This window comes from Streptomyces sp. NPDC056600, assembly GCF_042792855.1.
Classification (GTDB): domain Bacteria; phylum Actinomycetota; class Actinomycetes; order Streptomycetales; family Streptomycetaceae; genus Streptomyces.
The window spans coordinates 30,747-45,584 of the sequence record NZ_JBHTVQ010000029.1 but is presented as its reverse complement, the minus strand read 5'-3'; the positions used below and the strand labels follow the sequence as shown (position 1 = coordinate 45,584).

The window sequence follows — 14,838 nt, the reverse complement described above, 5'->3', positions numbered from 1 at the left end:
CCGAGCCGAACGACCCGCCGAGCCGAACGACCCGCCGAGCCGAACGACCCGAACCACCCGGCCCCCGCCCGGCCTTCCCCCTCCTGCCGCATCGAACCGACCTGAGGAACCGCCATGACCACATTCGCCCAGAGCCCCGCCGCCTCCGAGACCGCCGCCTCCGAGACCGCCGGCACCGCCGGCACCGACCTGGCCGTCAGCCGGGAGCCCGGCAAGCCGGTCGTCGTCCGCACGCCGGGCTTCGCCACCATGGAGGAGGCCGTCGCCTGGCTCTCCGGCCGGCGTTCCGCCATCCGCGCCGAGCTGCACCGGTCCGGTGCGGTCATGCTGCGCGGGCTGCCGGTGACGGACGCGGAGTCGTTCGCCGCGGCACGCGACGCGCTGATCGCCGTGCGGGCCGGTTACAAGGAGAAGGCCACCCCGCGCACCGACTTCGGCGAGGGGGTGTTCTCCTCCACTGACCTGCCGGCCGCCCAGCCGATCCGCCTGCACAACGAGAACAGCTACACCCTCGACTTCCCCGGCGTGCTGCTCTTCGGCTGCGCGACAGCTCCGGAGACCGGCGGGGCGACCACCGTGGGCGACATGCGCCGGGCGCTCGCCCTGCTGCCCGAGGACCTGGCCGCCCGGTTCGCCGAGGCGGGCTGGCTGCTGGTGCGCAACTACTCCGACCTGGCGGGCATGCCCTGGCGCAAGGCGTTCTCCTCCGAGGAGCCGGCCGGCGCCGAGGCGTACTGCGACGCCAACGCCATCGGCTACGAATGGCTGGACGAGGACACCCTGCGCACCCGTCAGCGCCGCTCCGCGATCATCACCCACCCGGTGACCGGCGAGCGGACCTGGTTCAACCACTTCGCGTTCTGGAACGCCCGCAGCCTCGACGAGGACGTCCGTGAGGTCCTCACCGAGACCTTCGGGGAGGACGGCCTGCCGTTCAACACCTACCTGGGCGACGGCTCCCCGCTCACCGACGCCGAGGTCGACGCGATCAACGACGTCTACCAGGCGGTCACCGTGCGGGAGAGCTGGCAGGCGGGCGACCTGATGCTCGTCGACAACATCCTCTGCGCGCACGGCCGCGAGTCGTTCACCGGCGACCGGAAGATCCTCGTCGCCATGGGGGAACCGGTGGCCCTGTCCGACTGCTCCCCCACCACCGTCCCGTCCACCACCCCGTACGGAAAGTGAGCCCCGCCATGACCGCCGTCCTCCCCGAGCGCTCCGCCGTCACCGTGGCGGAGCCGGCCGCCCAGCGTCCTGGGCACGGGCCCCACCCGGCCGACTGCCCGTGCGGCGGGTGCGCCGCCGGCACCGGCGCCGCCGACCTGATGGCCCGGCTCGCCGCCGTCCCCGGTGGGCGCACCGCGGTCGTCGCCGACGGCCTGGAGCTCACCTTCGACGAACTGCGCGCCGAGGCCGCCGTGTTCGCCGCCCGCCTGGCCGGGCTCGGCATCGGACCGGAGAGCGTGGTGGCGCTGTGCCTGCCGCGCGGCGCCGGCCTGGTCACGGCGATCGTCGGCACGCTCACCGCCGGGGCCGCCTACCTGCCGATCGACCCGGCACTGCCCGCCGAGCGCCGCACCTACCTGCTGGAGGACTCCGGCGCGGACCTGGTGGTGACCGACGGCGCCGCCGAGCCCGCGACCACCGCCACCCGGACCTCCACCCGGACCGTCGCCCTGCCCGAGCTCACCGCAGACCTGGCCGACCGGGCCGACCGGGCCGGATTCGCCCCGGTGCCGGTCACCCCGGACACCCTCGCCTACGTCATCTACACCTCCGGCTCCACCGGCCGTCCCAAGGGCGTGGAGATCGGCCGCGGCGCCGTCTCCCTCCTGCTGCGGGAGCTGGAGGAGGCGGGCATCGCCGCGGGTGAGGGCCGTAGGGTCGGCTGGAACGCCTCCCCGTCGTTCGACGCGTCCGTGCAGCAGTGGGTGCGGCTGTGCCGCGGCGACACCCTCGTCATGATCGACGAGGAGACCCGCCGCGACCCGGCGCTGCTGGCCGCCTTCGTCGACGACCAGGCCCTCACCGACCTCGACATCACCCCCTCGCACGCCGACCCGCTGCTCGGACTGCTCACCGCCGGCGGCGGTCCCCGCCCGCTGACCCTGCTGGTGGGCGGCGAGGCGATCAGCCCGTCGTTGTGGGACCGGCTGGCCGCCGCCCACCGGTCCGGTCTGCTGCGCGCGGTCAACCTGTACGGCCCCACCGAGTGCACCGTCGACGCCACCGCCGGCTGGATCGACGGGCCCGGTGAACCGCACCTGGGGACCGTCCTGCCGGGCCTGCGGATGCTGCTGCTGGACGAGAACCTGGCCCCCGTCGGGCCGGGCGGGACCGGCGAGCTCCACCTGGCGGGGCCGCGGGTGGGCCGCGGCTACCGGAGACGGCCGGCCCTGACCGCGGAGCGCTTCGTCGCCGCCCCCTCGGGCCTCCCCGGATCCCGCGTGTACCGCACCGGTGACCGCTGCCGGCTGCTTCCCGACGGCCGGCTGGTCTACCTCGGCCGCGCCGACGGCCAGGTCAAGGTGCGCGGCCACCGCGTCGAACTCCCGGAGATCGAGGCCGCCCTCACCCGTGTGGGCGGCGTCGCCGAGGCCGCCGTGATCCTCGGCGAGGACGCCGGCGGCGAACCGGCCCTGATCGCCTACCACCGCGGCGGCCACGCGCCGGAGCTGCGCACCCGGCTGGCGCGGACGCTGCCGTCGTACATGGTGCCGTCCGCGTTCGTCGCCGTGGACCGGTTCGCGACGACGCCCAGCGGGAAGCTCGACCGGTCCGCGCTGCCCGCCTGCGTCGAGGCGCGGGCCGGCTCCCGCGCGCAGGCCGCCTCCCGTGCCGCCGCGGACGGCGGCGACGGCCCGCGCGGGCGCGCGGAGGAGCTGATCGCCAGGGTGTGGGGGGAGGTCCTGGGCGCCGCGTCGATCGGCCCGGACGACAACTTCTTCAAGCTGGGCGGGCACTCCCTGCTCGCCATCAAGCTGGTCTCCCGGGTGCGGGCGGAACTGTCCCTGGCCCTGCCGGTGAAGGCCGTGTACGCCCATCCGCGGCTGCGCGACCTGGCCGCGCACATCGAGGAGCTGACGGCCGCGCGGGATGCCTGACCTCCGCGCACGCCGCCGGGCGGACCCCGTCACCGGTCCCCCGACCCGCCCGCCCCCGCCATCCCCGAGGAGCAGCAACCGTGATCCCCCTGTCCTACGCCCAGCGCCGGCTGTGGTTCCTGAACCGCCTGGAGGGCGCGTCGCCGGCCTACAACGCCCCCGTCGTGCTCCGCCTCGCCGCCGTCCCCGACCGGGAGGCGCTCGAGGCCGCGGTGCGGGACGTCGTGGAACGCCACGAGGTCCTGCGCACCGTCTACCCGGCGGCCGAGGACGCCGAGCCCTGCCAGCGGATCGTCGACGCACCGGACGTACGGCTGGAGGCGCAGCGCTGCGCACCGGGCGACGACCTGGAGGCGGCGGTCACCGCGTTCGTCCGCACTCCCCTCGACATCACCGTCGAACTGCCCCTGCGGGCACGCCTGTTCACCGGCCCGGACGACACCGCCGTGCTGGCGCTGCTGATCCACCACATCGCCTCCGACGGCTGGTCCGTCGGCTGCCTCCTCACCGACCTCGACGCCGCCTACCGGGCCCGGCTGAGCGGCCGGGCACCCGGGTGGGAGCCGCTGCCCGTCCAGTACGCGGACTACGCGCTGTGGCAGCGGGACATGCTCGGCGACCCCGGGGACCCCGGCAGCACCGCCCACCAGCAGCTCGCCCACTGGCGCGAGGCCCTGGCGGGCGCCCCCGCCGAGACCCGGCTGCCGGCCGACCGGCCCCGCCCCGCCGAACCGACCGGCCGGGGCGCGGTGGTCACCGCGGAACTCGACGCCGCCGCCCACAAGGCGCTCACCGGTGTCGCCCGCGCCCACCGGGCGACCTTCTTCATGGCCTGCCGGGCAGCCCTGTCGCTCGCCCTGCGGACGGCGGGAGCCGGGGACGACGTGGTGGTGGGCGCGCCGGTGGCCGGCCGCCCCGAGGAGGACCTGCACGAGCTGGTCGGCTTCTTCGTCAACTCCCTGGCCCTGCGGACCGATCTGTCCGGCGACCCCACCCTGGGCGAGGTCCTCGCCCAGGTCCGCGAACGCGACCTGGCCGCCTTCGCCCACGAGGACCTGCCCTTCGACCTGCTGGTGGAGGACCTCAACCCCGAACGGTCCCTCGGCCGCCACCCCTTCTTCCAGGTGACGCTCGCCGCGCAGACCGCGCGGGACGCCACCGTCCGCCTGGGCGGCATACCGGCTGTCCTGGACGGGGCCGACCTGGCCACCGCCAAGTTCGACCTCGCCTTCAGCTGCGCCGAGACGCACCGCCCCGACGGCGAACCCGACGGGGTCGCGCTCGGCCTGCAGTACGCCACCGACCTGTACGACGAGGACACCGCGCGACTGCTGCTCGCCTTGTTCCGGCGGGCGCTCCGCGTCCTCGCCGAACAGCCGGCCGGTACACCCCTCAGCCGGGCCGTACTGCTCACCGAGGAGGAGCGCCGGGCGCTCGACCGCCGGTACCGGGCGCTCTCCCGCGCGGGGCGGCCCGGCACCGGCCGGCGGCGCGAGTCGCAGGACGACGCGCCGGTCGCCGGCCGGCCGCCGGCGGACCCCCGCGAGGAGATACTGCGGGGCCTGTTCGCGGAGGTCCTCCGGCGGGACGACGCCGGGCCGGACGACAACTTCTTCAAGCTGGGCGGGCACTCGCTGCTCGCCGGCAAACTCGCCAACCGCGTCCGCGGCGCGCTCGGCCTGCACGCCGAGATCCGCGACGTCTTCCTCGCCCCCACCCCCCGGCGGCTGTTGCGCCTGCTGGGCGAGCGCTCCGCGGGTCCGGGGCGCCCGCCGCTGCGGGCCGTCCCGCCGGAGCGCCGGCCGGCCCGGATCCCGCTGTCCGCCGCCCAGCGGCGGCTGTGGTTCGTCGGCCGGCTCGAGGGCCCCTCCGCCACCTACAACATTCCGGTGGTGACCCGGCTGCGCCGCCCCGTCGCCCCGGCCGCGTTCGCCGACGCGCTGACCGACGTCGCCGCCCGCCACGAGGTGCTGCGCACCGTGTACCGGTCCGAGGACGGCGAGCCCTGGCAGGAGGTCCTGGACCACGCCGAGCCCGAGCTCACCCTGGTGCGCACCGGGGGTCCCGGGCAGCTGGAGGCGGCCGTCGACGCGGCGGCCGGGCACGTCTTCGACCTGGCCCGAGAGATCCCGCTGAAGGCCTGGCTGATCGAGGAGGCCGACGGCGGTCAGGTGATGGTGCTGCTCCTGCACCACATCGCGGGCGACGGCTGGTCCACCGACTGCCTCCTCGCCGACCTCGACACCGCCTACCGGGCCCGCGCCCAGGGCCGCGCCCCCGACTGGCAGCCGCTGCCCGTCCAGTACGCCGACTACACCCTGTGGCAGCGCACCCTGCTGGACGGAGAGGACGGCGAGGACGACGGGAACGGCGGGAGCGTCGGGAGCGGCGGGAGCGGGATCGCCGGGGAGCAGCTCGCCCACTGGCGGGACGCCCTGCGCGGAGCGCCGCCGCTGCTGGCCCTGCCCACGGACCGGCCGCGCCCCGCGGAGAGCGACGGCGCCGGCGCCCTTGCCCGGTTCACCGTGGGCGCCGCCACCCACCGCGCGCTGCTGCGTGGTGCCCGGGACTGCGGCGCCACCCTGTTCATGGTGGTGCAGGCCGCCCTCGCCGCCGTCCTGTCCCGGCACGGCGCGGGCTGCGACGTCGCGATCGGCACCACCGTCGCCGGGCGCGGCGACGACGCCCTGCACCCGCTCGTCGGATTCTTCGTCAACACGCTGGTGCTGCGCACCGACACCTCCGGCGACCCGGCCTACGCCGAGCTGGTGCGGCGGGTCCGGGAGGCGGGGCTCGCCGCGTACAGCCACCAGGACCTGCCCTTCGACCGGCTGGTGGAACACCTCAGCCCGCACCGGTCCGCCGCCCACGCCCCGCTGGTGCAGGTGATGCTCCAGGTGCACGCGGCGCCCTCCGGGCCGTCCGCCGCGTCCGCCCCGTCCGCCCTGGACGGCGATCCGGTCGCCTTCCGCGCCGGCGGCGCCAAGTGCGACCTCACCTTCGCGCTCACCGAGCGGACCGGCCCGGACGGTGCGCCCGCCGGCCTCCAGGGCGTCCTGGAGTACGCGACCGCCCTCTACGACGAGGAGACCGCGTGCCTGCTGGCCCGGCGGCTCGCCGAGACCCTCGACGCGCTGGCCGCCGACCCCGCCGCGCCGATCTCCGAGCTCGTGTACGGCCCGCCGGCCCCGGCCGGCCGGGAGACGGTCCTGGACGAGCGGGGGCGGCCGGCCGCGGTGCGGGTGCCCGGCGAGGTCCACGAACCGGCTCCCGGCGGCGGGCTGCGTCCCACCGGTCGGCGCGCGTTCGCCGCGGCCGACGGCACGCTGCGCCCGGTGCCCGTCCTCACGGTGGGCGGCTACCCGGTGGAGCCGGGCCGGATCGAGGAGGTCCTGCTCCGCCATCCCGCCGTGACGGGCGCGGCCGTCGCCGTCCGCGACGACCGGCTGTACGCGTACGTCACCTGTCTGCCCGGAGGCGTGAGCGGGCAGGAGCTGCGCGGCTGGGCCGCCGACCGGCTGCCCGAGTACCTGGCCCCCACCCGGGTGGTCGAGGTGACGCGGCTGCCCGCTCCGGGCGAGCACGGCCACGTCCCGCCGGAGAAGGACGTGCCCCGGCCGGCGGCCCCGGACGGCCGGGAGGAACGCCTGCTGAACGTCTTCCGTGAGGTCCTCGGCGGCCGGGAGGTCGGCAGGGAGGACAACTTCTTCAAGTCCGGCGGGCACTCCCTGCTGGCGGTGCGGCTGCTCAACCGGATCCGCGCCGAGTTCGGCCAGGACCTCAGCCTGCAGGACGTGTTCCGCAACCCGACCGCGGCCGCCCTGGCCCGCCGCATGACGGGCGGCGGGAGTCCGGCGGCGACCGCTCTGCGGCGCCGCACCCGGGCGGGCGCGCGCGCCGCCGCCTTCTGACGCACGGTCCGACGCGCCGGCGGCACCCGCTGCCGGCGCGGGTGCGTCGCGGGGCGGCAGCGGCAGCTGCGGTCAGCCCGTTCCTGCCGCCCGCATCTGCCGCGCGCACTGCCCCGGGGGCGGCCCGGCCGCCCCTAGCGTGAAGGGCACGGAGGCGAGAGGAACCGTTCGCCCCGGTCTCTCGGCCGTGCCCTTCACCGGAGGAACTCAGCATGCCCCCCATAGGAACGGAAGACCTGCTGGACGGCGGACCGTCCCCGTCGCCGGCCCCGCCGGTCCTCGAGCTCGTCGCCCGCCAGGCGCGCGTGCGGCCCGGCGCCCGCGCCCTCGTCCAGGGCGGCGTCCACCTCACCTACGCCGAGCTCGCCGCCGCGGTGGACGGGCGGGCCGCCGAGCTGGCCGCGGCCGGCGCCGGGCCCGGCCGCCTGGTCGCCCTGCACCGACCGCGCTCCGTCGAGGCGATCGTCGGCATCCTGGCCGTCCTGACCACCGGGGCCGCCTACCTGCCGCTGGACGTCCAGGCGCCCGAGGCGCGCAACGAGGCGATCCTGCGGGACTGCTGCGGTCAGGGCGCGCCCTCGCCCGCCGACGTCGCCCGGCACAGCGAACTCGTCCTGCCCGGCCCCGGTGTCGACGCGGACGCCGCCTACGTCATCTACACCTCCGGGTCCACCGGCACCCCCAACGGCGTCGTCGTCGCCCACGACTCCCTCGCCCACTTCACGGCCGGCGTGATCCCCGCCTACGGCATCGGCCCCGACGACAGGCTCCTCCAGTTCAGCCCGCTGCACTTCGACGCCAGCGTGCAGGAGATCTTCAGCGCCCTCGGCGCGGGCGCCACCCTGGTGCTGCGCACCGACGACATGCTGGACGTGGGCGAGTTCCTGACCGGGTGTGCCCGCCACGGCGTCACCCTGGTGGACCTGCCCGCCGCCTACTGGCACGAGCTGGTCCACGTGCTGTCCACCGGGTCCGCGCGGCTGCCCGGCTGCCTGCGCCTGGTGGGGACCTTCGGCGAGGCCGCCCTGCCGGAGCGGGTCGCCCAGTGGCGCGACCTGACCGGCGGCCGGGTCCGCCTCCTCAACAGTTACGGGCCCACCGAGGCGACGGTCGCCGCCACGGTCGCCGACCTGACCGACCACGACGGCGGGCCCGTCCCCATCGGCCGCCCCCTGCCCGGGGTCCGCGCCGCCGTCGTCGACGGCGAACTGTGGCTGCTCGGCGGCGGCCTGACCCGCGGCTACCTCGGCCGCCCCGAGCTGAACGCCCGCCGTTTCACCACGCTGGACGGGGAACGCGCCTACCGCACGGGGGACCTGGTCGCCGTCGGGGACGACGGGCAGATCCTCTTCCACGGCCGCGTCGACGACGAGGTGAAGATCGGCGGGCAGCGCATCGACCCGGCCGCCGTCGACTCCGTCCTCGCCGGCCACCCCGCGGTCCGGGAGGCGGCGGTCGTCGCCCAGCAGGAGGCCGCCGGCGTCAAGCGGCTCGTCGCCTTCGTGGTGACCGACGGCGGCGCGGGAGCGGCGGAGCTGCGCGACTGGGTGCGCGCGCGCATGCCGGCCGCCGCCGTCCCGGCCGCCGTCGCCGTCGTCGTCGCCCTGCCCCGCACCAGCTCCGGCAAGATCGACCGCAAGGCGTTGCGCACCGCCGACCCGCGGCTGCCGGTCGTCCACGAGAGGCCGCTGTCCCCCGAGGACCGGGTGCCGCTGTCCCACGCCCAGCGGCGGCTGTGGCTGGTCGACCAGCTCGACGGCCCGTCCGCCGCGTACAACATGCCGATCGTCCTCGAACTGGACGCGCGTCCCGACCCGGCCGTGCTGGCCGCCGCCGTCACCGACCTCGCCGAACGGCACGAGGTGCTGCGCACCGTGTTCCTCACCCCGGACGAGGAGCCGTACCAGCACGTCCTGGCCCCCTCGGTGGTCCGGCTGCGCACCGTGGAGTGCCCGGCCGGCGAGGTCCCGGGCCGGGTGGCCCGGTTCACCGCCGAGAGCTTCGACCTCTCCCGCGACCTGCCCCTGCGGGTCGCCCTGTTCCTGCCGCGGGACGGCCGCGGCGCGACCCTCGCCGTGCTCCTGCACCACGTCGCGGGCGACGGCTGGTCCCTCGCCCCGCTGATGACCGACCTGGCCCGCGCCTACGCCGACCGGGCCCGGGGCCTCGCCCCCGGCTGGGAGCCGCTGCCCGTCCAGTACGCCGACTACACGCTGTGGCAGAACGACGTCCTCGGCGACCCCCGGGACGCGGACTCCGCCGTCTCCAGGGGCCTGGCCCACTGGCGGGCCGCCCTGGACGGGGTGCCCGCGGTGGCCGACCTGCCCCTCGACCGTCCCCGCCCCGCCGTCCCCGGCCGCCGGGGCGCCCTGGTCACCGCCGACGTCGACGCCGCGACGCACGTCCGCCTCGCCCGGCTGGCCGCCGACCACGACGCCAGCGTCCTGATGGTGCTGCAGGCCGCCCTCGCCCTCGTGCTGCGCGCGGCGGGCGCCGGCGAGCGGGTCGCCCTGGGCACCCCGGTCGCCGGACGCGACGACGAGGCCCTCGACTCCCTCGTCGGCTTCTTCGTCAACACCCTGGTGCTGCCCACCGACACCTCCGGCGCACCGGCCTTCGCCGAACTCCTCGAGCGGGTCCGCGAGGCCGACCTCGCCGCCTTCGCCCACCAGCGGGTGCCGTTCGACCTGCTCGTCGAGCACCTCAACCCGCCCCGCACGCCGGGCGTCCACCCCCTGTTCCAGGTGATGCTCACCCTCACGCCCGCCGCATCCGCCGACACCTCCTTCGCCCTCGGTCCGGTGCCGGGCCGCTTCGCCGGGGACGGCCCGGCCACCACCCCCTTCGACCTGACCGCCGCCTGCGTGGAACACCGCGACCCGGACGGCTCCCCCGCCGGCCTGCGCATCGGCCTGGAGTACGCGCACGACGTCCTCGACGAGGACACCGTGCGTCTCCTGCTCACCGCCTTCGAGCGCGCCCTGCGCGCCGCCGCCGACGACCCCGCGGCCCGCGTGGAGGACGGCGAGCTGATCGCCCCCGCCGACCGCCGGTGTCTGGACGAACGCCGCGAGCGCACCGCCGCGGCGGCAGCGGCGGCAGCGGCGGCGGTCACCGCCGAGGCGGGTCAGGACCCGGACGGCGGGCAGCAGCCGCCCGCCGAACACGTGGCGGTCCTGCGGGAGTTGTTCGCCGAGATCCTCGGCCTGGAGGACGTGGGCCCGCACGAGGGCTTCTTCACCATCGGCGGACACTCCATGAGCGGCGTCCGCCTCGCCAACCGGATCCGGGCCCGCCTCGGCGCCGAGGTCCGCGTCAGCGACCTGCTGCTCGCCCCCTCCCCCGACGCGCTCGCCCGCCGCATCGCCGCCGTCGGCCCGCTGCCGGGCGCGGCGCCGGCCGGGGGGTCCCGTCCCCGGCCGGTTCCCCGCGCGCACCGCCCCGAACGCCTCCCGCTGTCCTCCGCCCAGCGGCGGCTGTGGTTCGTGGACGTCATGGAGGGTCCCGGCGCCGCCTACGACATCCCCCTCGTCCTGCGCCCCGTCACGCCGCTGGACGCCGGCGTCCTGGAGCGGGCCCTCGCCGACGTGACCGACCGGCACGAGGTGCTGCGCACCGTGTACAGGTCGGCGGACGGCGAACCCCACCAGGAGGTCCTGCCCGCCGCCCGGCCGGTCCTGGTCCGGCGGAAGGCGGCCCCCGGCCGGCTCGCCGCCACGGTCGCCGAGGCCGCGGGGCACGTCTTCGACCTGGCCCACGAGATCCCGCTGCGGGCATGGCTGGTCGAGGAGGACGACGGCGCGCAGCTCCTGGTCCTGGTGCTCCATCACATCGCCGCCGACGGCTGGTCCGTCGGGCCCCTCCTGGACGACCTCGCCGCCGCCTACCGCGCCCGCGCCGAGGGCCGCGCCCCCGGCTGGGAGCCGCTGCCCGTCCAGTACGCCGACTACGCCCTCTGGCAGCACGAACTCGCCTCCGACGAGGCGGCCGTCCGGGGTCACCTGGAGTTCTGGGAGCGGAACCTGGCGGGAGCCCCGCCGGTGCTGGAGCTGCCGGCCGCCCGGCCCCGCCCCGCCGAGCCCTCCCACCGGGGCGGGCACGTCCCGATCGTCCTCGACGCCGCCACCCACCAGGCCCTCGACGAGCTGGCCCGGAGCACCGGAGCCACCCTGTTCATGGTGCTGCAGGCCGCGCTCGCCGCCCTCCTCACCCGGCACGGCGCGGGCACCGACCTGCCGCTGGCCACCATGACCGCCGGACGCGACGACGAGAGGCTCGCCGGCCTCGTCGGGTTCTTCGTCAACACCCTGGTGCTGCGCACCGACACCTCCGGCGATCCCGCCTTCGCCGAGCTCCTGGAACGGGTCCGTCAGGCCGACCTGGCCGCCTACGCGCACCAGGACCTGCCTTTCGAACGCGTCGTGGAGCACCTGAACCCGGACCGCTCCGCCGCCCGTCACCCGCTGGCCCAGATCGTCGTCCAGCTCCACCAGGAGCACACCCCGGGCGACCCGGCCGCCTGCGGCGGGCAGGAGCTGTTCCGGGACGCCGAGGCGGGACTGCTGTCCACCGCGTCCGTCAAGTTCGACCTGACCTTCGCCCTGACCGAGCGACGCGACGCGCGGGGCCGTCCGCTCGGTATGGCGGGCGGTGTCGAGTACGCCGCCGACCTGTTCGACGAGGCGACCGCCGCCGTGCTCGCCGCCCACCTCGGACGGATCCTGCGCGCGGCGGCCGCCGACCCCGGCATCCGCGTCGCCGACGTCCCGCTGCTGACCGACGCCGACCGGTTCCGGCTGGCCGAGCACAACGACACCGCCACCACCGGGTCCTCGTCGGGCACGGTCCACGAACTGATCGCCCGCCGCGCCCTGAGCGCCCCGGACGCCCCCGCCCTGTTCGCCGGCGAGGAGACCGTCACCCGCCGGGAACTCGACGAGCGGGCCGCCGCCCTGGCCGCCCGCCTGCGCGCCGCCGGGGTGCGCCGCGGCGACACCGTCGGGGTGCTGCTGGAACGCGGCGTGCCCCTGGTGGTCACCGCTCTCGCCGTCCTGCGCTGCGGCGCCGCCTACCTCCCGCTGGACCCGCGGCTGCCGGCCGCCCGGCTCCGGCTGATGCTCGCGGACAGCGCGACCCGGCTCGTCGCCACCGACACCGCCCGCGCCGCCGCGGTGCCGGGCGCCGGGCCGGGCGCCGGGCCGGGCGGCCCCGACGCGGCCGGCGCCTGGCGGGTGCTGGCCGTGGACGCCCCCGCCGAGGCGGACCCGGCCTCCGGGGCCGCCCGGACCGCCGCGGGCCCGGAAGCCTCCGCCGGTGTCCCGGCGGACGCCGCGGGGGCGACCGGAGACGACCTGATGTACGTGATGTTCACGTCCGGCTCGACCGGCCGGCCCAAGGGCGTGGGGGTGACCCACCGCAACGTGCTCGAGCTGGCCGCCGACCGGGACGTCGCCGCCGGTGCGCCGCACCGGATGCTGGTCCACTCGGCGACCGGGTTCGACGCCTCGGTCTTCGAGATGTGGGTGCCGCTCCTCACCGGCGGCAGCCTGGTCCTGATGCCGGGCGACGGCACCGACCTGACGGAGACGGCCCGGGCCGTCCGCGAGCACGGCGCCACCGCCGCCTACTTCACCGCCGGCCTGTTCCACCTGATGGCCGAGGAGGGCCTGGACACCCTCCGGCTGCTGCGCGAGGTCTGGACCGGCGGCGACGTCGTCGCCCCGGCCGCGCTCCAGCGGGTCCTCTCCCACTGCCCGGACACCGTCCTGGTCCACTCCTACGGACCCACCGAGACCACCTTCGCCTCCCACAACCAGTGGTTCGGCACCGCGCAGCGCACGCTGCGCGGCACCGGGATCCACCTCGGCCACCCGATGGACAACACCCGCGGCCACGTCCTCGACGAGGCGCTGCGTCCCGTCCCGCCGGGGGTGCCGGGTGAGTTGTACATCGCCGGCGCGCACGTGGCCCGCGGCTACGTCGGCCGGCCCGGCCTGACCGCGGAACGGTTCGTCCCCGACCCGTTCGAGACCGACGGCAGCCGCATGTACCGCACCGGGGACCGGGTGCTGTGGACTCCCGCCGGCGAACTGCGCTTCCTGGGGCGCTCGGACGGCCAGGTCAAGCTGCGCGGCGTGCGCGTGGAACCCGGGGAGGTGGAGCAGGCGCTGGCGGGCCTCCCCGGGGTCGGGCAGGCGCTCGCCGTCGTCCGCGAGGACCTGCCCGGCGGGAAGACCCTCGTCGGTTACGTCGTCCCACGCGACGGACACACCGTCACCGGGGCCGAACTGCTCGCCCAGGTGCGCCGGACGCTTCCCGGCCACCTGGTGCCGTCCGCCGTCGTCGTCCTCGACTCCCTGCCGCTGACCGTCAACGGCAAACCGGACCGCGCGGCGCTGCCCGCCCCGCACCGGGCCGCCACGGCCGAGGGCCGGCTGCCCCGCAATGCCCGCGAGGAGGTGTTGTGCGGCCTGTTCGCCGAGGTCCTCGGCGTGGCTCGGGTCGGCATCGACGACAACTTCTTCGCCCTGGGCGGTCATTCGCTGCTCGGCGTGCGCCTGGTCAGCCGCGTGCGCAGCGTCCTGGGCGTCGAGCGCACCGTCCGCGACCTGTTCCGGCAGCCCACCCCGGCCGGACTGCTCGGCGCGGACGACGACGGCACGGCCGGCGCGCTGGGCGTGCTGCTGCCCCTGAGCACCCGTGGCGCCCGCCGCCCGCTGTTCTGCGTCCACCCCGGCACCGGCGTCGGCTGGTCCTACGCGGGCCTCGCCCGTCACCTGGGCGACGACCAGCCGCTGTACGCGCTGCAGGCCCGGGCGCTGAGCGAGCCGGGACACCGGCCGGGCAGCGTGGAGGAGATGGCCGACGACTACCTGGAGCGGATCCGGCAGGTGCAGCCCTGGGGCCCCTACCGGCTGCTCGGCTGGTCCTTCGGCGGGATCGTCGCCCACGCGATGGCGGTGCGGCTGCGCGCGGCGGGCGAACGCGTCGAACTCCTCGCGCTGATGGACGCCCACCTGACGGGCCCCGGCAGCGTGTCCGTGCTGCCGGACGAGGAGCCCGGCGCGGGCGAGGCGGTGCCGGGCGGCGCAGACCCGGCCGCGGCGAGGGAACGGATCGCCCGTGAGGACCCGGTGCTGGCCGGCTTCTCCGCCGCGGAACTGGATTCCGTGCTGCACGCCTCGCGGACCCACGCCGGCCTCATGGCGCGGTACGTCCCGGGCGTCGCCGACGCGGACCTGACGTTCTTCACGGCCCGCAGGCCCGGTGAACCGGAGGGCGCCCTGGCCGCCACGTGGATCTCCTGCACCGAGGGCGTCGTGGACAACCACACCGTGGAATCCGAACACCTCCGCATGACCGAACCGGAACCCCTCTCGCACATCGGAAGAATCATTTCGGAAAAGCTCTCCACCGTGGAGAAGGAAGAATCGAGGAGCCAGTCATGAGTGATTCCGTCAACCCGTTCGACAATTCCGAGGGAACCTTCCACGTCGTCGTGAACGACGAGGGGCAGCACTCCCTGTGGCCCGCCTTCGCGGACGTGCCGGCCGGGTGGACCAGCGCCTGGGGACCGGGGAGCCGGGACGAGGCCCTGGAGTACGTCACCGCCAACTGGACCGACATCCGCCCGCGCAGTCTCGTCGCCCAGTACACCTGAGACCGCCGGTCCACCCGGTACCGCCGGCCCACCTGAAACCGGAAGAAGCGCCGTGCCCCGCAGCTCCCGCGGGACACGGCGCTTGAACCGTTTAACCCACCACCCCCACCCCCAATTAACACGCCGGAAATCGGGTGGGAAAAGCGGGAGAAAAACAGCC

At 76.2% G+C, this 14,838-nt stretch carries 5 protein-coding genes; all 5 read left to right on the top strand.

The annotated features are described in order from the left end of the window. The first annotated feature begins 114 nt into the window (after positions 1-114). The 5 genes from ACFRAV_RS16540 to ACFRAV_RS16520 all read left to right on the top strand — a co-directional run bounded on the left by ACFRAV_RS16540 (position 115) and on the right by ACFRAV_RS16520 (position 14,678). On the top strand, positions 115-1,188 hold the full coding sequence (locus ACFRAV_RS16540; RefSeq protein ID WP_382556004.1) for a TauD/TfdA family dioxygenase: 1,074 nt from the start codon (positions 115-117) through the stop codon (positions 1,186-1,188). Positions 1,189-1,196: 8 nt separating this feature from the next. Next, positions 1,197-3,107 carry an amino acid adenylation domain-containing protein gene (locus tag ACFRAV_RS16535; RefSeq protein ID WP_382556001.1) on the top strand — a complete coding sequence of 637 codons (1,911 nt, stop codon included), beginning with the start codon at positions 1,197-1,199 and terminating at the stop codon, positions 3,105-3,107. 80 nt (positions 3,108-3,187) lie between these two features. Next, complete coding sequence (locus ACFRAV_RS16530; protein ID WP_382555998.1) at positions 3,188-7,018, top strand: condensation domain-containing protein; 3,831 nt, start codon at positions 3,188-3,190, stop codon at positions 7,016-7,018. 212 nt (positions 7,019-7,230) lie between these two features. Beyond that, positions 7,231-14,466, top strand: a complete 7,236-nt coding sequence (locus ACFRAV_RS16525) for an amino acid adenylation domain-containing protein (RefSeq protein ID WP_382555995.1) — start codon at positions 7,231-7,233, stop codon at positions 14,464-14,466. Further along, on the top strand, positions 14,463-14,678 hold the full coding sequence (locus ACFRAV_RS16520; protein ID WP_382555992.1) for an MbtH family protein: 216 nt from the start codon (positions 14,463-14,465) through the stop codon (positions 14,676-14,678). Before ACFRAV_RS16525 ends, ACFRAV_RS16520 begins: the two co-directional genes overlap by 4 nt. Positions 14,679-14,838 lie beyond the last annotated feature (160 nt).